We start from the raw sequence: 18943 nt of genomic DNA, 5'->3' as shown, positions 1-18943 counted from the left end.
ACCTGGCGTTCTTCACGGACCGCGCCGCCGCCGCGATCGCGGACGGCAAGCGGGAGTTCCTGGAGCTCGGCCGCCGGGCAGGACGCTTCCCCAGCGCCTCCACCTCCACCGACCCGGCCGACGGCACGGCCGAGATCAGCGTCTGGTGCAGCAACGACTACCTCGGCATGGGCCAGCAGCCGCAGGTCATGGCGGCCATGCGGGACGCACTGGAGCGCTTCGGCGCCGGCTCCGGCGGCTCCCGCAACATCGGCGGCACCAACCACGTCCACGTGCAGCTGGAGGCCGAACTCGCCGCGCTGCACGGCAAGGAGGCGGCGCTGATCTTCACCTCCGGCTACACCGCGAACGACGGCGCCCTGACGGTGATCGCCGGAGCGGTCCCGGACTGCGTGGTCTTCTCCGACGAGCTGAACCACGCCTCCATCATCGACGGGCTGCGCCACAGCGGCGCCGCGAAGCGCATCTTCCGCCACAACGACGCGGCGCACCTGGAGGAGCTGATCGCGGCCGAGGCGCCGGAGCGGCCGAAGCTGATCGTGCTGGAGTCGGTGTACTCGATGTCCGGCGACGTCGCGCCGATCCGCGAGGTCACCGAAATCGCCCGCCGGTACGGGGCGACGATCTTCCTCGACGAGGTCCACGCGGTGGGCATGTACGGCCCGCGCGGCGCCGGCATAGCGGCCCGCGAGGGACTGGCCGACGAGATCGACGTGGTCATGGGCACCCTCGGCAAGGGCTTCGGCACCGCCGGCGGCTACATCGCGGGCCCGGCCGCGCTGGTCGACGCCGTACGGACCCTGTCGCGGCCGTTCGTGTTCACCACCTCCCTCCCGCCGGCGGTGGCGGCCGGCGCGCTGGCCGCCGTGCGCCACCTGGCGGGCTCGGACACCGAGCGGACCGCGCTGCACCGCAACGCGAAGCTGCTGCACGGGCTGCTGCGGGAGCGGGGCATCCCGTTCCTGTCGGACGAGTCGCACATCGTGTCGGTGCTGATCGGTGAGGACGCCGCCTGCAAGAAGGCCTCGGCGCTGCTGCTGGAGCGCCACCGGATCTACGTGCAGTCCATCAACGCGCCGAGCGTGAAGACCGGTGAGGAGATCCTGCGCATCGCGCCGGGGGCGCTGCCCGAGCCGGCCGAGGTGGAGAAGTTCGTCGAGGCGCTCGACTCGGTCTGGCTCGAACTCGGCCTGCCCCGGACCGGCGCATGAGCTCCCCGTCCTCGTCGGTGGCGTCCGTCCTGGCGGAGTCGGCCGCCCGCAGGCCCGCGCACCCCGCGCTGGTCTTCGGCGACCGCTCGTACTCCTACGCGGAGCTCTGGGACGGCGCCCTGCGGTACGCGGCCGCGCTGCGCGCCCGGGGCCTGGGCGCCGGGGACCGGGTGGCGCTGCTGCTGCCCAACACCCCGGCGTTCCCGATGGCCTACTACGGGACCCTCGTCCTGGGCTGCACGGCCGTACCGGTCCACGAGCACTCCCGGGCGCCCGAGATCGCCCACGTGCTGCGGGACTCGGGCGCCGTGGCGCTGGTCTGCGCGTCCTCCCTGCTGCCCGAGGCGGCCCCCGTCGCCCGGGCGGCGGGGGTGGCGCTGCTCGGCGTGGGCGACGGGGACGGAACGGACCGCGGACCGGCGGACGGCGGAACGGAGCACGGCACGGCGGACGGCAGCACGGCGGACGGAGGAACGGAGGACGGCACGGCGGACGGGGCGCGGGACCTCCCCCGGCTCGACCGGGAGGCCGGCCGGGCGGCGCCGCTGGAGGGACCGGTGCCGCGCGCCCCCGAGGACATCGCGGTGGTCCTCTACACGTCCGGGACGACCGGCGCCCCCAAGGGGGTGATGCTGACGCACCACAGCGTGCTCATGAACATCACGACCACCGCGCGCACCCCCTTCGCCTTCACCGCGGACGACGTGCTCCTCGGCACGCTGCCGCTCTCGCACACCTTCGGCCAGATCTGCGGGATGGGCGTGTGCTTCCACGCCGGCGCCACCCTGGTGCTGATGTCCCGGTTCTGCGGCGCGCATGCGCTGGACCTGATGGCCGCCCACGGGTGCACGGTCGTCATGGGCGTGCCGACGATGTACCTGGCCCTGCTGGACGCGGCCGGGCGCGACCCACGTCGGCCCCCGCTCAGGCGCGCCTATTCGGGCGGCTCCTCGCTCCCCCCGGCGGTGCTGCGGCGCGTCGAGGAGGTGCTGGGCGCACCGGTCTACGAGGGGTACGGGCTCACCGAGACCTCCCCCAGCGTGAGTTACAACCAGCCCGGGTTCGAGCGCAGGCCCGGGACGGTCGGCCTGCCGATCCCGGGCGTCGAGGTGGGCATCGCCGCGGCGGACGGGGGGCCGCGCGTCCGGCTGCTGCCGCAGGGCGAGCGCGGGGAGATCGTCGTACGCGGCCACGGCCTGATGGCCGGCTACCTGGGCCGCCCGGAGGCCACCGCCGAGGTGCTGGTCGACGGCTGGCTGCGGACCGGGGACATCGGGGTCCGGGAGGAGGACGGCTACCTGCGCGTCCTGGACCGCAAGAAGGACGTGGTCATCCGCGGCGGCTACAACGTCTACCCGCGCGAGGTGGAAGAGGTCCTCCTCGGCCACCCGGCGGTGGCGCAGGCCGCGGTGGTCGGCGTCGCCCACGAACGGCTCGGCGAGGAGGTCTGCGCGGTGCTGCGGACCGTGCCGGGCGTCCGGCCCGATCCGCGGCTGGCCCAGGAGATCACCGCGTGGTGCGGGGAGCGGCTGGCCCGGTACAAGTATCCGCGCCGGATCGCGTTCAGCGGGGCCTTCCCCGTGGGGCCCACCGGGAAGGTGCTCAAGGGCGAACTGGCCGCGCTCTTCCGGTAGATCGACCGACAGACCGCCCGGCGGTGTGGCAGGATCCCCGCGCCGGCTGCGAGAAGATGTATGAACCACGCACACCAGGAGGCAACACCCGTGGAAAAGACCGCCGCCCGTCCCGTCTTCACGACCCGACGGGACCAGCTCCGCAACGGTGGCCGGGCAGCGCTCGTCGGCACCGGCTTCGGCGTGATGTGGTTCTCCCTCGGACAGGCCGTCGTCCACGGGACCGCCCGGCCGTTCGTCCTCGCGGGCGGCGGACTCCTGTTCGCGGCGAGCGCCGCCGCGATCGTCCGCCTCCTCCTGCTGGCCCGGCGCACCCCCGCCCACGTGAAGGGCGCTCCCCCGGCCCCGGGCGGCGGCGGACCGAAGTTCCTCACCGTCCTGCTGATCGAGGTCGCCGTCCTCGGCGCGGGCAACAACTACATACGCACCTCCCTGGACCGCCCCGAGCTGATGCTGACCTGGTCGGCGCTGGTGGTCGGCGCGCACTTCTTCCCGATGGCCAAGAGCCTGCGCGCCCCGATGCTGCGGTGGGTCGGCGCCGCGATGCTGGCCACCGTCGGCCTCGCCGCGATCGCCACCCTGCTGCTGGGAGCCGACAAGGAGGCCTGGCGGTACGTCCCGGGCCTCGGCTGCGCGGCCGTTCTGTGGGGCAGCACGGCGTTCAGCGGCTGGCGCGCCGGCCGCAGGGCCTAGCGAGGCCGAGGGCCGCGCGCGGGCCCGCCCGGGCGCGGCTGCGCGCCGGGTGGGCCCGCGCGCCGGGTGGGCCCGCGCGCCGGGTGGGCCCGGCGGACGCCTCAGATCCAGCCCTGCTCCACGGCGATGCGGGCCGCGTCGAAGCGGTTGCGGCCGCCGAGCTTCTTGATGGATGCCGAGGTGACGTTGCGTACGGTTCCGGCCGCCAGGTAGAGCTCGGCCGCGATCTCCTTGACGGTGGCCCCGCCCGCCGTCAGCCGCAGCACCTGGGACTCCCGGGTGCTCAGCTTCGCCCCGGGCCCCACGCCCGGGTTGCCCAGTCCCATGGCGCTGCTGGCCAGGGACGGGGCCATCGTCACGCAGCCCGCGGCCACACCCTTGAGGGTGGCGATGAGCCGGGGCAGGCCCGTGTCGGTCGGAACGATGCCGTGCACCCCGGCCGCCATCGCGCGGCCCACCGCCGCGGGCCGGTTGCCGGCCATCATGAGGACGATCCCGCACGCGGGCACCCTGGCCCGAACCGCCGACGCGAGACGCAGTACGTCGTCGCCGACCGGGGTGTCCTCCAGGAGAACGACATCGGGCGAATGGCGGTGGACGAGTGAAAGAACCTGCTGCGGATCGGTTTCCGCGGCGATGACTTCTATGCCGCCGGCCGATCGGAGAGCCTCGACGAGCGCCTCGAGAAAGAGAACCCGGCTGCCGCCGACAATGACGCTGATAGCCATGGTGAATCCCCTGAATGAACCGTGGGGCCGTGTTCTACCGTTCGGTTTCCACGGTCCAGCCACTGAGCTGTTGGGTTATCTCCAGTGCCCGGCGGCAAATACTGTCGCCTGACGCCGGTGGTTCCAGGACGTCGGAAACGGTCTGGAAGAGGACGAGCTCGACGCGCCCGTCGCAGGGGCGGACCGCCACGTGTTCCAGGCCGTCCGCGGGAGTGGCCACGGACCTCAGCAACGAGGCGAGGAGGAGCGGATCCGGTGGGCCGGCCGCCCCGGCGGCAGGCGCGCGCAGGGAAACCGCGGTCATAAGCATGCGAGTCGACTAGTCCCAGTTCTGGTTGTACGAGGTGATGGCGAGGGTCGGGGCCTCCAGCGGCGCGTCCGCACCCGGGGCGACGATGTCCCAGTTCTGGTTCCCGGCCTCGACGGCGACCCGGTTTTCCCCGCCCTGCCCGGTGGCGTGGGCCGAACCGAACAGGAACAGGCCGGCGGCAAGGGCGGTGATGGAAGCGACACCGGCGACACGACGGAACTGCAGCATGGATTTCCCCCTGGAAAAGCGTTCGTAAAGCGGGAGCCAACCGGGCCTTCGGCGCCGGGTGGCTCCTTCCTTCTGCATCCAGCTTGCTTTACGGCGGACCTCGAGTGGAAGCGGATCCGCTGGCAGGAAGAACCCCGTGGCAGCTCGGTGCCAACCTCGCAACGGACTCGGCAGGGAAGTAGCCATCCACCTGCGACGTCTCATATCTTGACCACATCGGCGCGGCTCAAGTCAGAGTGAGCGGCGGGGGACCGAAGAGGAACTGACAATGCTGGAACTACTGGGACTGGACGCACAAACAGCGGATGTGTACGGACTCATGCTGGCGAACCACGCATGGGGCGTCACGGAGCTCGCACGCCGGCTCCGCCTCACACCTGCCGACGTGCGCGAGTCGCTGGAGAAACTGACCGATCTGCGCCTTCTGCAACGCTCGGCCGTCGGAGACGAACTCCAGCCGACCGACCCCGCGTTGGGGCTGCGGGAGCTGCTCAACCAGCGCAAGAGGGAGCTGGAGAGCAGGCAGGAGGCGGTGGCGCGCTGTGAGGCCGACATGGCCAAGCTGGTCAGCACCTACAGCGAGCTGTACACCGGCCAGACCCCGCGCGTCGCCCAGCAGTTCCTCGGCGTCGAGTCGGTGCAGAACCGGATCCGCGAGCTCGCCACCGAGGCTACCTCCGAATCGCTGACCTTCAACCCCGGCGGCGCGCAGTCTCGAGCGAGCCTCGAGGCCAGCAAGCCCCTCGACCGGGACACCCTCGCCCGCGGTGTCCGGATGCGCACGGTCTACCTGGACAGCGTCCGCAACGACGCGGTCACCACCGAGTACGCGGAGTGGCTGACCGACCTGGGCGGCGAGGTGCGCACGGTGCCCTCGCTGCCGCTGCGCATGCTCATCTTCGACCGGAAGACGGTCATCGTCCCGGCCGACCCGGAGAACACCCGCAAGGGCGCCGTCCAGTTGACCGAGCCGGGCGTGGTCGTCGGCCTGGCCGGGCTGTTCGACCAGATCTGGGAGACGGCGGTACCGCTGGGCACCCGCCAGGACCGCGACGACCGGGGCCTGACCCGCCAGGAGAAGGAGCTGCTGCGTCTGCTGGGCAGCGGGCTCACCGACGAGGCCGCCGGCCGCCAGCTGGGCCTGTCCCTGCGGACGGTCCGCCGGATGATGGCGGAGCTGATGAAACGTCTCGGCGCGGGCAGCCGCTTCGAGGCGGGCCTGCGCGCGGCCCAGCGCGAGTGGATCTGACCAGCAGACCGCCGCGCCTCCCCTGCGGACCGGCCCGGGCTACGGCTCCGGGACCGGGGCGGGGAGTTCCAGCCAGACCGTCTTGCCCGGGTGGGCGCCGGACAGCGGGGACGACCCCCAGGACTGCGCCAGGTGGTTCAGGAGGACCAGGCCGTGCCCCCCGGGGCGCGCCCGGTCCTGCTGCGGGCGGGGCCGCGGCGGTTCGGGGCTGTCGTCCGTCAGCTCGACCCGCAGCCGCCCGCCCGGCCCGTAGCGCAGGACCAGCTCCCGCGGGCCCCCCGCGTGCAGGCAGGCGTTGGTGACCAGTTCCGAGACCAGCAGGAGGGCGTCCTCCTCGGCCTCGGTCCCGGGCGCCCAGCGCCAGTCGGCGAGGGCCTGCCGGGTGAAGTCGCGGCACCGCGTGACGACACCGGCCGTGGCGCCGCCCAGGACGAGCCTCCGCGTCTGTTCCGCCACCGGCGCACTCCCGTCTCGGCCCACCGCTCCCTCGGCGCCGCACCTACCCCCGACCAGGATGGACAAATCCCACGGTTTCGGCCACCAGGCCGCCACAGCCGCCCCGACATGGCCCCACGGCCCCTCCGAAAGCTCCACCGGAGTCCCGCCGGAGCGGCCCGTGCGCCGGAGCGGAGGGGCCCGGCGGGGGGCCTGCCGGTGCCCTCCGGGCGGGGTCCACAAGGCCCCCGCCAGGGGTTTCGGCCGCTCTCCCCCGTGGAGCGGCCGGTGCGGGCGAGGCTAGTCCGGCCGTTCCCGCAGGTCGAGGACCGCTGCCCCGATCCGTCAAGTCCTCGGGCACCCGTCCCCTCCCCTCTCTGCCCCGCTCCGCGCCGCGCCCGAGGCGACCCCTGTCCACATCCTGGACAACTACGCTCGGTATATGAACGCAGATGCCGACGCCGAAGCCCTCCGCACCGTGAAGGACGCCGACCGGAAGCATGTCTTCCATTCCTGGTCGGCCCAGGAGCTCATCGACCCGCTGGCCGTCGCGGGGGCCGAGGGCTCGTACTTCTGGGACTACGAGGGCAACCGCTACCTCGATTTCTCCAGCGCGCTCGTCTACACCAACATCGGCTACCAGCACCCCAAGGTGGCCGCCGCCGTCGCGGAGCAGGCGGGCAGGCTCTGTACCGTCGCGCCCGGCTTCGCCGTGGACGTCCGCTCCGAGGCGGCCCGCCTGATCGCCGAGCGCACCCCCGGGGACCTCGACAGGATCTTCTTCACCAACGGCGGCGCCGAGGCCGTGGAGAACGCCGTCCGCATGGCCCGGCTGCACACCGGCCGGCCCAAGGTGATGTCCGCCTACCGCTCGTACCACGGCGCCACCACCACCGCGATCAACCTCACCGGCGACGCCCGCCGCTTCGGCAACGACAGCGCGACCGCCGGCGTCGTGCACTTCTGGGGGCCCTTCTCCTACCGCTCCCCCTTCTACGCCGGCACCGAGGCCGAGGAGTGCGAGCGGGCCCTGCGCCACCTGGAGGACACGGTCGTCTTCGAGGGCCCGCAGTCCATCGCCGCGATCATCCTGGAGACCGTCGGCGGCGCCCCCGGCGTGCTCGTCCCCCCGGCCGGCTACCTGGCCGGCGTCCGCGAGATCTGCGACCGCCACGGCATCGTCTTCATCCTCGACGAGGTCATGGTCGGCTTCGGCCGCACCGGCCGGTGGTTCGCCGCCGAGAACTGGGGGGTCACCCCCGACCTCCTCTGCTTCGCCAAGGGCGTGACCAGCGGATACGTACCGCTCGGCGGCGTCGCCATCTCGGGTGCCATCGCCGGCACCTTCGCCCGCCGCCCCTACCCGGGCGGGCTGACCTACTCCGGGCACGTCCTGGCCTGCGCCGCCGCCGTCGCCACGATCAACGTGATGGAGGAGGAGGGGATCGTCGAGCGGTCCGCCCGCACCGGCGCCGAGCTGCTGGGCCCCGGCCTGCGCGCCCTCGCCGAGCGGCACCCCTCCGTCGGCGAGGTCCGCGGCCTGGGCACCTTCTGGGCCCTGGAACTCGTACGGGACGCCCGCACGCGCGAGCCGCTCGTCCCGTACAACGCCTCCGGCGCCGAGAACGCCCCCATGGCCGCCTTCGGCGCGGCCCTGAAGAAGGGCGGTCTGTGGCCGCTGCTCGCCGGGAACCGGATTCATGTCGCCCCGCCCTGCAACATCTCGGCCGAGGACGTGGCCAAGGGCCTGGCGGTCCTGGACGGGGCCCTCGCCGTCACGGACGCGCACACGGCCTGAGCCGCCCGCCCCGCGGCGCCCGCTTGTGGGGTCGGCCAATCCGCCGGTACCGGTGTTCGGAGGTTCCGTCCCGTGGTCAACCCGCCGTGCACATGGTGCAATCCCGTCAGTACTCCAGTACTTCAGTACGACTCAGCACCTACGGACCGGGATGCACGTCAGTCCCGGGGCGGTCCTCCGGGGCCGAACGGCGGGGAGCGGGACGTTCCCTGGGGGGAACGGGCGCTGGACGCCGGGCGTACGGGATCCAGACCAACGGACTCCGTGTTCCCGAGTACCCGAAGGAAGACAGCATGAGCAAGCACGTCCTGGGCCAGAACCAGTACGGCAAGGCCGAGAACCGCATCGTCGTGGTGACCCGCAAGGGCAGCGACGGCTCCTGGGCCGAGATCCGCGACCTGAACGTCTCGGTCGCCCTGCGAGGCGAGTTCCGCGACGTCCATCTGACCGGCGACAACGCCAACTGCCTGCCGACCGACACCACCAAGAACACGGTGTACGCCTTCGGCAAGGAGCACGGCATCAGCTCGCCCGAGGCCTTCGGGATCCTGCTCGCCAAGCACTTCGTCTCCTCCCAGGCCCCGATCCGCGAGGCGCAGATCCGGATCGAGGAGTTCGCCTGGGAGCGGATCCCCGTCCCGACCCGCAAGGAGCAGCACTCCTTCGTCCGCAAGGGCCAGGAGGTGCGCACCGCGCAGGTGACCTACAGCGAGGCCACGGGCCTCCAGGTCATCTCGGGCCTGAAGGACCTGACCGTGATGAACTCGACCAGTTCCGAGTTCCACGGCTTCGTCAAGGACAGGTACACGACCCTCCAGGAGGCGTACGACCGCATCCTGGCCACCAAGGTCACCGCCCGCTGGGCGCACTCGGCGCCGGCCGCCGACGACGCGGCGTACGACTGGGACCGGTCGTACAAGAAGGTCCGCAAGCACATGCTGGAGGCCTTCGCGGAGACGTACTCCTACTCGCTCCAGCAGACCCTGAACCAGATGGCCGAGCGGGTGCTCGACAACTGTCCCAAGGTCAACGAGGTGCGCCTCAACCTGCCCAACAAGCACCACTTCCTCGTCGACCTGGAGCCCTTCGGCCTCAAGAACGACAACGAGGTCTACTTCGCGGCGGACCGGATGTACGGCCTGATCGAGGGCACCGTCCACCGTGACGGCGTCCAGTCGGTGATCGCCACCTCCGACTGGATCGTGGCGTAACGGCCCTCCGCCCCGTTCGGCCCGGACCGCGTCGCGGGGTCCGGGCCGTCCGTCATTCCCCGGCCCGGGGTGCTCCGACCAACAGGTTCCAGCGGCCCGCACGCCCGCTGAGGGCGGTCACGGTGTCCGGGCGCACGTCGAGCCGCCAGAAGGCCGCCGCCGGCAGCTCCAGGGCCGACACCACCGCCGCCCGCACGACGGCCTGCGCGACCACCACGTGGTGCCGGCCGGGCTCCAGCCCGGCCAGGTGCTCCCCCGTACGGGCGATCAGCGCGGCCACCGACTCGCCGCCGCCGGGCGGGGCGAACTCCGGGTCCGTGAGCCAGCGGTGGACCGCCTCCGGGTCCTCGGCGGCCACCTCGTCCAGGGTCCGGCCCGCCCACGCGCCCATGTCCGGCCCGGCCAGGCCCTCGTGGCCCGGGCAGGGCCGCGCGGTCCCGAACCTGCCCCGGCGGGCGGAGTCGTCGAGCGGGGGCGTGGTCAGGTGCAGGCGCACCGGCGGAGTCAGGGACACAAAAAGAGCGTAAAGCGCACGCCCGGGGCGTGAGACGGGGGCCACACGCCGTGGTGTTCGAGCCAGGAGCGCGCTACCGTCACGGACGACATGAAGAAGGCAGGACGGAAGTACCGGTGAGATTCCGGCACGGTCGCGCCACTGTGAATCCTCCCGCGGCGACGGGGGAGGGGAGTCAGACCCGTCCGCCTTCGACGAGAGCACCACTGACCGGGACGCGTGTTCCCCTGGAGGTTCTGCCATGGCCCACTCCGCCGTGCCCGCTTCGGCCCCCGTCGCCGTAGCCCCCATCTCTCTCTCCGCGCTGGCCCCCTGGGCCGCCTTCGCTGCCGTCGTGACGCTCTTCCTGCTCTACCTCGTCGGCGTCGAGCAGGGTGCCGCCGCCCTCTTCCAGGGCGACACCGTCCACGAGTGGATGCACGACGGCCGCCACCTGCTCGGCTTCCCCTGCCACTGACCTCCTGCTGATCCCCGCTGATCACGCAAGGAGCTCCCACGTGAACACCGTCTCCCCCCGGGCCCTCCTGGTCCGGGGCATGCTGGCCGGCCTGCTCGCGGGCGTCGCCGCCTTCCTCGTCGCGTACCTGCTCGGCGAGTCCAAGGTCGACGCGGCGATCGCCGTCGAGGAGGCCGGCGAGGCCGCGCACGACCACGTCGAAGCCGCCCCGGTCAGCCGGGCCCTCCAGGCGACGGCCGGCCTCGGCACCGGCACCCTGCTCTACGGGATCGCGCTCGGCGGCATCGCCGCGCTCGTCTTCTGCTTCGCCCTCGGCCGCATCGGCCGCTTCGGCCCCCGGGCCACGGCGGCCCTGGTCAGCGGTGGGCTGTTCCTCACCGTGGGGCTGGTCCCGTTCCTCAAGTACCCCGCCAACCCCCCCGCCGTCGGCGACCCCGGCACGGTCGTCCGGCGGACCACCCTCTACCTGCTGATGATCGCCCTGAGCGTGCTGCTGGCCTCGGCCGCCCTGATCCTGGGCCGGCGGCTCGCGCCGCGCCTGGGGAACTGGAACGCCTCGGTCGTCGCCTCCCTCGCCTTCGTGGCGGCCATAGCCGTCGGCTACGCACTGCTACCGGCGGTCAACGAGGTGCCGGAGGACTTCCCGGCGGCACTGATCTGGCAGTTCCGGCTCGCTTCGCTGGCCATCCAGGCGGCGGTGTGGACTACTTTCGGCCTGGTCTTCGGATTTCTAGCCGAACGTGCTATTGCCCCGGCCGCCGCGCCCAAGGAGGCTGTACAGCCGACGAGTTGAAGACGGCACTCCGGTTGCGGACGTGCCGGGTGACGAGGGTGGGAGCCGGGACATGCAGTCCGCGATCCGGGAATGGCGGGGCTGGACCGGCGCCGCACCGTTCTGGCTGAACTCGGTGCTGCTGAGCCTGGCCCCCTTCACCGCGGTCCCCCTCTTCGCACAGATGGGCGTCATCACCGCCCTGGCCGCCCTCGGCGGACTGGCCCGCCAGCTCTGGTACGGGGACTACGGCCACCCCGCGATGCACCTCGCCGCCGCCCTCATGGGGGCGGCGGCGGTGGTTTTCGTGGTGCTCTGACCCCGCCCGCCGCCCCGCTCCTGTGCCGCGCCCACCCCTGCCCGCACCACCGCCCCCACGGCCGAACGGCCCGTGCGGCGAGGAAGAATGGGGCTTTTCCAACGGAACGGGAGCTGGTGTGACGGCGGCAGGGCGGGACATACCCGAGGAGTACCTGACCGGGTACGTGCACATGCTCGCGGAGGTCTCGGCCACCGGCCGGCCCCCGGTCCGCGAGGAACTCGACGCCCGCCGCGACCTCGGGGAAAGGGCCGCCGAAGCCGGCTACGGGCTGCGCGGCCTGGTCGGCGCCCACCTCGCCGCCACCCGCGCCGCGCTCGGCGCCCGCGTCGCCCCCGACCCCCTGATGGCGGCCGCGGAACAGGCCGTGGACGCCTTCGCCGAGGGGTACGAGCGGGCCCAGCGGCTGGCGGTGCGCCAGGAGGAGGCAGTCCGCCGCGAGTTCATCGACGACCTCCTCCTCGGCCGCGGCGACCCGGAAGGCCTCGGCGAGCGGGCCGAGCGCTTCGGGCTCCACCCGGCCGGGGCGCACGCGGTGGCCGTGGCCCACACGGCATCGCCCCACACGGACGGCAGTGCGCAGGTCCGGCGGCTGGAGCGGATGCTCGCCGGGCGGTTCGGGGACGGGACGGTACTGCTGGCCACCAAGGAGGGCAGACTGGTCTGCGTGGCCCCCGGCGACGGCGACGAGGTCCTGGCCCACTTCGCGCAGCTGGCGCACACGGGCGCCGGCGGGCTGGTCGCCGTCGGGCGCCCGCACCCCGGCGTGGGCGGGGTGGCCGCCTCCTACGAGGAGGCCCTGCACGCCCTCGACCTCGCGGACCGGCTCGGCTTCGAGGGGCCGCTGCTGCGCGCCGCCGATCTGCTGGTCTTCCCCGTGCTGACCCGGGACCGGGCGGCCATGGCCGACCTGGTGCTGAGCGCCCTGGGGCCGCTGCGCGCCGGACGCGGCGGGGCCGTCCCGCTGCTGGACACGCTGACCGCCTTCTTCGACTCGGGTTGCGTGGCGGCGGAGGCGGCCCGGCGGCTGGGCCTGAGCGTGCGGGCGCTGACCTACCGCCTGGAACGCATCCACAGCCTGACGGGCCACGACCCCGGCGACCCGGCCCACCGCTACACCCTCCAGACGGCGGCCCTCGGAGCCCGCCTGCTGAACTGGCCGGCCGAACCGCTCGGCTGACGGCCCGGGTTCCGCAGACCCTCACCCGTTCGGCGGCACCGCCCCCCGGTTTCCGAAGCGCACCCGGCGCACCCGGCGCCAGCTGCGAAGACTCCCACCGCGCACCCCTGCGGAGCCATGACACACCGTCACCTCACCGGCTTCGCCGATGTGCCCGGCCCCCGGGAGTGGTCCACGCTCCCAGGGACCGGCCGCCCGAGCCGGCCCAGGAGGAATGCCATGTCCCGCGCCCCATGGGCGGCAGCCGCGCTGACGGTCGCTCTGCTCTGCACCGGCATCGGACTGCTGCGCGGCGGAGAGGGTGCGGAGCCGGGGACCTCGGGCGTCGCGGACGCACTGCCCTCGCGGGCCCTGGGCCTGTCCGGCCACCGCCGCCTCGTGCGCGAGCTGGAGCACTCCGGCACGCACTCCCGCACCCCGGCCCGCAGGAGCCGGACCGGAGCCGCCGGACCACTGCGCGCCTCGCGGCCGCTACGGCTGCGGATCCCCAGCCTGGGGGTGGACCTCCCGCTGGCCGAAGGCGCGCAGGACGGCCGGGACACCGTCGGCTGGGACACCGCCGGGCCGGCCCCCGGGTCGGCCGGGACCGCCGTGGTCACCGGCAACGGGCTCCCGCTCGGCGAGCTGCGGCGGGGCCGCACCATCGAGATCCCGCGCGCGGACCACCGTACGGCCGTGTTCACCGTCGAGCGGGTCTCCCCCTACGGGGTCATCGCGCCCGGCCGGGGCGGCCGGGCCCGCCTGCGGCTGGTCAGTGGCGAGACGTCCGTCCTCGCGCGGCTGACCGGGCCGCTGCGCACGGGCTGAGCGCGGTGTGCCGGTCCGCCCCGTCAACCGAGGGGGGTGTCTTCGTCCCCCGGTCGGGGGCTTCTCGGCGGCGTCCGGCGAGTCGCCCGGAGCGGATGGGCATGCAAGCCCCCATGAGCGGTGCGCGGTACGCGCGGACGGTGCTGGCGCGGGCCCTGACGGTGGCCTGCGTGGCCCTGCTGTGCCTGTTCGGCGCCGGTCAGGCGGCGGCCGCCACCGCGGGCGCCGATCCCCGCACCACCTCCTCCGCCCCGGCCGACCCCGCCGAGGGACAGGCGGATCCGGCCGAGCCCGACGCCCGGGCGGACGTGCGGTCGGTCCTGCGCGTGGCGCCGGCCCCGCGCGATCGGCCGTTGGGGACGTTTCACGTGAAACACGCGGACGAGTCCACCCGTGTGGCCCCGGGCAGGCCGGCCGGGGCGTCCGTGTCACCGCGGGCGGTCCGGAGCGTGGTTCTGCGCTGCTGAGGGGGCCGAGCGGCAGAACACCCCCCGCACACCCCTGGACCACCGTGAGGTTCCGTCATGCCCATCGACCCGTACGCCGCCCTGAACGCCATGATCCGCGCGGAAGCCGTCCGCCTCCGCTTCTCCCCGACGTCCCGCAAGGACCGGCCGGCCCCGCAGGCCGCGGCCGCGGAGACCGCCCCCGAGGCCCTCGAAACCGGGCCCGGCGGCGAGCCGCAGCCGCGCACCGCCGAGCCGGCCGCGTAGCCGGCCCGGCCCTGCCGAGGCGGCGCCGGTTCCCGCGCCCTCCGCAACGGGGCACGGGAACCGGCGCCGCGGCCGGTGCGCGGGGCGTCAGTCCTCCCGCGTGTAGTACCGGTAGAAGGCCGCGATCCCGACGCCGATGCCGGTGAACAGGCCGACGACGGTGGAGCGGAGGATGGACTGGTTGGTCAGGCTGTGCATGTAGCCGACGGCGATCCCGGCGAACACCCCGTACGCCGCGGCGTGCAGCTCCCGCATGAGCAGCGGGCCGAACCGCGCGAGGCTGTACATGACGGCGGCGAAGAGCACGCCGCACAGGATCCCGTAGAAGACGTTGCCGACGGTGACCGGACCGGTGTCGCGCTTCATCATGGCGGTCCAGAGCCCGTAGGCGAGGCCGAGCAGCAGGGCGCGGATCAGGGCGCCCCTGTGGAGGTCGTGCTCCGCCGACGTCATCGGACGGTGCCACTGGATGGTGCGGGGGGCCGCGTGTGCCATGGCGGGCTCCTCTCTTCCGGACTCCAGGGCACACCCGCCGCCCCGGGGCGGCAAGTGGATCACCCGTCCGGGCGGGCCCCGGACGCGGCCGCTTCCCCGTACGCAGCAACCGGGGTGGCGCCCCGGACCGGGCCCGCCTTCCCTGGTGACGTGCGCACCTACCTGTCGGCGGCCCTCATCGTGCTCGTGGCCCTCCTCGTGCCCGCGAGCGCGGTCGCGTACTGGGCGGACCGCCGACTGGGTGACGCCGACAGCTACACCGCCGCCATGTCCCCGCTCGCCTCGAACTCCGCCGTCCAGGGCGTGGTCGTCACCCAGGTCACCCGCGCCCTCTCCGGACAGATCGACGCGGGCCCCTTCCAGGGCGGGGTCGACGCCCTGATCGGCGAGGCCCTGCGTTCCTTCGCCGGGACCCCCGCCTACCGGACGGCCTGGGACGCGGCCAACCGGGCCGCCCACACCGCGTTCCTCGACGCCCTCACCACCGGCCACGGGGACGCGGTCACCATCGACCTCGCGCCGGTGATCGCCCAGGTCAGGGGGGAACTGGTGGCCGACGGGGTGCCGTTCGCCGACCGCATCCCCGAGACGCACCTGTCCGTCGAGGTCATGGAGTACGACAACCTCGGCGCGCTCCGGGAGGGGTTCCGCATGCTCCAGGTCGCCGGTGTCTGGCTCCCCGCGCTGACCCTGCTGCTCGCCGCGGCGGCCGTGGCCGTCGCCGTGCGGCGCCGCCGCGCCCTGCTGGCCACCGGCCTCGGGATCGCGACCGGGGCCGTCCTGCTGGGGATCGCGGTCGCCGTGTGCCGCCGGCTGACCCTCGACGACCTCCCGGCCGACATCGACCGGGCCGCCGCCGGGGCGGTCTACGACGCGCTGACCGCGTTCCTGCGCACCACCGCCTGGGTGGTCCTCTTCCTCGGTCTGGCCACCGCGCTCACCGCATGGCTGATGGGCCGGCTGCGCCGCACCCCATAAGCTCGGAACATACCCATCCTCCGCAGAACGACCCAGAAGAACCGATTCGCGAGCGGTGACACGGAAGCGGAATGACCAGCGAACGACGCACCGAGCACATACCGCCCCGGCCGCCCCGGCCGCCCCGAGCCCACCCGCTGGCTCCCCCCGCCTGGCTCGTCGCGGGGCTGCGGCCGAGCCGTACGCCCGTCCCCTGGGCCGCGGTCGCCCGCGCCGGGGTCGCGATGTCCGTCCCGCTCGCCGTCGGCTTCGCCCTGGACGAACCCGAGTACGGTGCGCTCGCCTCCATGGGCGCGCTGTCGGGGGTGATCGGCGACACCGCCGACGCCTACCGCATGCGGATCCTGAACATCGCGGTCCCGCAGCTCCTGGGCGCGGTCGGGGTGTCCCTGGGCACCCTTGTCTACGGCCACGGCTGGGTCGCGGTCGCCGTCCTCACCCTGATCGCCCTGGTGTCCGGGATGATCTCCTCGATCGGCTCGGTCGCCTCGGCGGCGGGGCTGGTGTTCCTGCTCAACGCGGTCGTCGGGGCCGGCCTGCCGCTGCCCGAGCCCTGGTGGACGGCCCCGCTGCTGCTCAGCGCCGGCGGCCTGTTCGTCCTGCTGCTCACCCTGCTGGGCTGGCCCCTGCGCGGCCGGCAGCCCGAGCGGGCCGCCGTCGCAACCGCCTACCGGGCCGTCGCCGACGCCCTGGAGGCGGCGGGCGGACCGGCGGCCGTGTACGACGAACGCCGCCAGCAGGTCACCCACGCCCTCAACCAGGCCTACGACCTCGTCCTGGCCCGCCGCGCCCGGGTGCACGGGCGCAGCCCTTCGCTGGTGCGGGTGATCGCCCAGCTGAACGTGCTGATCCCGCTGGTCGAGTCCGCCCCCGCCGCCCACCTGAGCGGCCGCCCGCTGCCGCCCGAGGTCCCGGCGGCGGTCCGGGACCTGGCCGCCGCCGTCGAGGAGGGCCGCACCGGTGCCCCGGTCCTCGACCTCCCGGCCCCGCACGGCCGGTCCGAGCGGGCCGTGGACGCCGCCCTGCGGTACGCGGCGGAGATCGTGCACCTGGAGGAGCCGGACCTCAGCCACGCCGACGACCGGCTCGGCCGGCCCGCCGCCCTGCGCGTCCGGGCCGGGCGCGCGGTGCGCGACCTGATGCTGTCCGAGGCCTCCTGGCGCTACGGGCTCCGCCTGGCCCTGTGCATCGGCCTGGCCCAGTCGCTGGTCTCCTTGATCGAGGTGGAGCGCTCGTACTGGGTGGCGCTGACGGTCACCTTCGTCCTCAAGCCGGACTTCGGCTCCGTGTTCTCCCGGGCGGTGCTGCGCGCCCTGGGGACGGCCGTCGGACTGGTCCTCGCGGCCGCCGTGCTGGCGGAGGTGCCGCGCGGCTGGTGGGACGTCCCGGTGATGGCGCTGCTGGCCGCGCTGATCCCGGCGTTCTCCGCGAAGGGGTACGTCTTCCAGACGGCGGCCATCACCCCGGTGATCCTGCTCCTGTCGGACCTCCTCAACCACCAGGGCTTCGACCTCATCCGGCCCCGGCTGCTGGACAGCCTGATCGGCTGCGCCATCACCCTGGTCTTCGGCTACCTGCTGTGGCCCGAGAGCTGGCACACCCGGGTCGGGGACCGGCTCGCCGCCGCCGTCGACGACGCCGCCCGCTACGTGGAGTGCGCTTTCGCCCCGGTCGCGGACGACGCCGAGCTGCGGGCGGCCCGACAGTCCCGCCTCCAGGCCCGGCGCCGGATCTACCGCGACCTCTCGGGCGTCCGCAGCGAGTTCCAGCGGGCCCTGACCGAACCCCCGCCGACCGGCAGCCGCGCCGCCGCGTGGTGGCCGCTGGTCGTGGCCGTGGAGCGGGTCGTGGACGCCACCACGGCGGCCCGCGTCCGTGTCAACCACGGGGCCGCCGCCCCGCCCCCGTCCGAGGTCTCCCGCATCGCCGGCCAGATCCGGGAGCTGGCCGGGGGCATCCGCAGCAGCCCCACCCTGCGCCGGGTCGACATGCCCCCGGACCCGGAGGAGCCGAGCGTGCTCACCCCGCTGCACCAGGAGGTGGTGGCGGCCCGGGCCATCGCCCAACCGGAGCACTGAACGGGGCCGGCGCTTCCGCACGGGAGACCCCGGCCGCGGGCGCGGCCACGGCCTGTGCCCGACGAACGATCACGGCGGGCCAGGCGGCCGTTCTGGACATCGCCCTCACCCTCGCGAACGCCCCCCGACGGCGGGGCCCTGACCACGCTCCGGCTCCCGGTGGGGCGGCTGCCGGTGGGGAGTTGCGGGGACGGGCCGGATGTTTCACGTGGAGCGTCCGGCCCGGCAACTGGACGTCCCCCTCGGCGAGATCGGCCACCATCCACCCGAACCGGCTGGAACCGGACGCCGGTGTGCCGCCGACGGGCGGGGGACCTGTGCGGGCAGTCCGCCGTGGATGCGGAGGGGCTGATCCTGCCGCGCCGGCGGCTGCGGGCTACGCCGGTGCGGCGGCGCGGGGATGAACGGTGGATGAACCCGGCACGCCGGAGGGCCAGTTCGTGCGGGCGACCGGGTTGGGTGGTAGGACGGGCACCACGAAGGGCGCCCCTGCCGTCGTTCCAGCCAAGGGGCCGATAACCTTACGTGTCCACTCTGGGCAGGGATCAACCGCGCAGCACGGACAAATGACGCACGCACTCATGCGAAAGGCCTGGCCCATGGGTATTCGGAGCTTGTTGCGCAAGGTGTTCGGAAGGACTGCGGAGCCGGTCCCCGAGACGTCGGACGCCCCAGCGGCGGCCCTCCCCAGCCAGGCCGAGCGCACTCCACTGGACGCGGCGGCCGATCTGGTGGCGGCGTCCTTCGACAACCCGACGGTCCCGCCGCAGTCCGCGCCGCGCGACCGCGAGGCGGGCACCCTGCTCACCGCCCCCGCCACCACCACGGACCCCACGGTCCCGGAAGCCCGCCGGCCGTCCCCCGGCCCCACCCCGCCGCCGCCCCCCACCCCCGCGGAGCCGGCGCCCCCCACCGAAGCGGAGCCCGCCCAGGCGGAGGCCACGACCGAGCCGGCCGCCACCGAGCCCGAAGCGGCCGCGCCCGTGCCGGAGGACCAGCCGAAGGCGGACACCCCCGCCCCGGCCGCCACCGAAGCGGAGCCCGCCGAGCCCGAGGCCCCGGAGGACCCCGAGCCTGCCTCCGCCACCGCCCCCGCTCTGCCGGAGGCCGAGGCCACCGCGCCCGAAGCCGTC

20 protein-coding genes and 1 pseudogene are annotated in these 18943 nt (G+C 74.0%); 16 read left to right on the top strand and 5 right to left on the bottom strand.

Annotation, left to right across the window (positions count from 1 at the left end; genetic code table 11):
* The first annotated feature begins 2 nt into the window (after positions 1 to 2).
* The 3 genes from hemA to ACFY15_RS06645 all read left to right on the top strand — a co-directional run bounded on the left by hemA (position 3) and on the right by ACFY15_RS06645 (position 3538).
* Positions 3 to 1211, top strand: a complete 1209-nt coding sequence (gene hemA / locus ACFY15_RS06655) for a 5-aminolevulinate synthase (RefSeq protein WP_390825188.1) — start codon at positions 3 to 5, stop codon at positions 1209 to 1211.
* Positions 1208 to 2845 (top strand): AMP-binding protein, encoded by a 1638-nt coding sequence (locus tag ACFY15_RS06650; RefSeq protein WP_390686285.1) that lies wholly within the window; start codon positions 1208 to 1210, stop codon positions 2843 to 2845. The genes hemA and ACFY15_RS06650 overlap by 4 nt, the downstream gene beginning before the upstream one ends.
* 90 nt (positions 2846 to 2935) lie before the next feature.
* Positions 2936 to 3538 carry a hypothetical protein gene (locus ACFY15_RS06645; RefSeq protein WP_390686284.1) on the top strand — a complete coding sequence of 201 codons (603 nt, stop codon included), beginning with the start codon at positions 2936 to 2938 and terminating at the stop codon, positions 3536 to 3538.
* A 101-nt stretch (positions 3539 to 3639) separates the two neighbouring features.
* Here the strand turns inward: ACFY15_RS06645 and ACFY15_RS06640 are convergent, their stop codons facing one another.
* Both ACFY15_RS06640 and ACFY15_RS06635 read right to left on the bottom strand, forming a co-directional pair.
* Complete coding sequence (locus ACFY15_RS06640; protein WP_390686283.1) at positions 3640 to 4266, bottom strand: response regulator transcription factor; 627 nt, start codon at positions 4264 to 4266, stop codon at positions 3640 to 3642.
* 319 nt (positions 4267 to 4585) lie between these two features.
* The gene (locus ACFY15_RS06635) at positions 4586 to 4804 is read right to left on the bottom strand and encodes a hypothetical protein (protein ID WP_390686282.1); all 219 of its coding nucleotides are present in this window, start codon (positions 4802 to 4804) and stop codon (positions 4586 to 4588) included.
* Positions 4805 to 5123: 319 nt separating this feature from the next.
* On the opposite strand from ACFY15_RS06635, the gene ACFY15_RS06630 reads away from it, so the two are divergent.
* Entirely contained in the window at positions 5124 to 6053 is a 930-nt protein-coding gene (locus tag ACFY15_RS06630) for a LuxR C-terminal-related transcriptional regulator (protein ID WP_390825110.1), read from the top strand.
* A 39-nt stretch (positions 6054 to 6092) separates the two neighbouring features.
* Here ACFY15_RS06630 and ACFY15_RS06625 read toward each other — a convergent pair whose 3' ends face one another.
* Positions 6093 to 6509, bottom strand: coding sequence for an ATP-binding protein (locus ACFY15_RS06625; protein WP_390686280.1), 417 nt, complete (start codon positions 6507 to 6509; stop codon positions 6093 to 6095).
* A 421-nt stretch (positions 6510 to 6930) separates the two neighbouring features.
* Between ACFY15_RS06625 and ACFY15_RS06620 the strand changes: the two genes are divergently transcribed.
* Entirely contained in the window at positions 6931 to 8286 is a 1356-nt protein-coding gene (locus ACFY15_RS06620; protein ID WP_390686279.1) for an aspartate aminotransferase family protein, read from the top strand.
* A 293-nt stretch (positions 8287 to 8579) separates the two neighbouring features.
* Positions 8580 to 9497, top strand: a complete 918-nt coding sequence (gene pucL / locus ACFY15_RS06615) for a factor-independent urate hydroxylase (protein WP_390686278.1) — start codon at positions 8580 to 8582, stop codon at positions 9495 to 9497.
* Between the two features lie 52 nt (positions 9498 to 9549).
* Here pucL and ACFY15_RS06610 read toward each other — a convergent pair whose 3' ends face one another.
* Positions 9550 to 10011 (bottom strand): histidine phosphatase family protein, encoded by a 462-nt coding sequence (locus ACFY15_RS06610; RefSeq protein ID WP_390686277.1) that lies wholly within the window; start codon positions 10009 to 10011, stop codon positions 9550 to 9552.
* 241 nt (positions 10012 to 10252) lie between these two features.
* On the opposite strand from ACFY15_RS06610, the gene ACFY15_RS06605 reads away from it, so the two are divergent.
* The 7 genes from ACFY15_RS06605 (at position 10253) to ACFY15_RS06575 (ending at position 14259) form a co-directional block, all read left to right on the top strand.
* Entirely contained in the window at positions 10253 to 10468 is a 216-nt protein-coding gene (locus ACFY15_RS06605; RefSeq protein ID WP_045945631.1) for a CbtB-domain containing protein, read from the top strand.
* A 40-nt stretch (positions 10469 to 10508) separates the two neighbouring features.
* Positions 10509 to 11261 (top strand): CbtA family protein, encoded by a 753-nt coding sequence (locus ACFY15_RS06600; protein ID WP_390686276.1) that lies wholly within the window; start codon positions 10509 to 10511, stop codon positions 11259 to 11261.
* A gap of 52 nt (positions 11262 to 11313) precedes the next feature.
* Complete coding sequence (locus tag ACFY15_RS06595; protein ID WP_390686275.1) at positions 11314 to 11559, top strand: hypothetical protein; 246 nt, start codon at positions 11314 to 11316, stop codon at positions 11557 to 11559.
* A gap of 172 nt (positions 11560 to 11731) precedes the next feature.
* Positions 11732 to 12739 (top strand): PucR family transcriptional regulator, encoded by a 1008-nt coding sequence (locus ACFY15_RS06590; RefSeq protein ID WP_390686387.1) that lies wholly within the window; start codon positions 11732 to 11734, stop codon positions 12737 to 12739.
* A gap of 219 nt (positions 12740 to 12958) precedes the next feature.
* Positions 12959 to 13546 carry a hypothetical protein gene (locus tag ACFY15_RS06585; RefSeq protein ID WP_390686274.1) on the top strand — a complete coding sequence of 196 codons (588 nt, stop codon included), beginning with the start codon at positions 12959 to 12961 and terminating at the stop codon, positions 13544 to 13546.
* A gap of 113 nt (positions 13547 to 13659) precedes the next feature.
* Positions 13660 to 14013: a hypothetical protein gene (locus tag ACFY15_RS06580; RefSeq protein ID WP_390686273.1), complete on the top strand. Its 354-nt coding sequence runs from the start codon at positions 13660 to 13662 to the stop codon at positions 14011 to 14013.
* Positions 14014 to 14070: 57 nt separating this feature from the next.
* A complete protein-coding gene (locus ACFY15_RS06575) occupies positions 14071 to 14259 on the top strand; it encodes a hypothetical protein (RefSeq protein WP_390686272.1) in 189 nt (62 codons plus the stop codon).
* An 87-nt stretch (positions 14260 to 14346) separates the two neighbouring features.
* On the opposite strand, the gene ACFY15_RS06570 is transcribed toward ACFY15_RS06575, so the two are convergent.
* Positions 14347 to 14754, bottom strand: a complete 408-nt coding sequence (locus ACFY15_RS06570) for a hypothetical protein (protein WP_390686271.1) — start codon at positions 14752 to 14754, stop codon at positions 14347 to 14349.
* Between the two features lie 150 nt (positions 14755 to 14904).
* Between ACFY15_RS06570 and ACFY15_RS06565 the strand changes: the two genes are divergently transcribed.
* The 3 genes and pseudogenes from ACFY15_RS06565 to ACFY15_RS06555 form a co-directional block, all read left to right on the top strand.
* A complete protein-coding gene (locus ACFY15_RS06565; protein ID WP_390686270.1) occupies positions 14905 to 15732 on the top strand; it encodes a hypothetical protein in 828 nt (275 codons plus the stop codon).
* A 71-nt stretch (positions 15733 to 15803) separates the two neighbouring features.
* Entirely contained in the window at positions 15804 to 17810 is a 2007-nt protein-coding gene (locus ACFY15_RS06560; protein ID WP_390686269.1) for an FUSC family protein, read from the top strand.
* 599 nt (positions 17811 to 18409) lie between these two features.
* Positions 18410 to 18943: pseudogene (locus tag ACFY15_RS06555) on the top strand (hypothetical protein); the annotation flags it as partial.

It is taken from the genome of Streptomyces sp. NPDC001373, from assembly GCF_042895815.1.
Lineage (GTDB): Bacteria > Actinomycetota > Actinomycetes > Streptomycetales > Streptomycetaceae > Streptomyces.
This window is presented reverse-complemented; position numbering and strand designations above follow the sequence as displayed.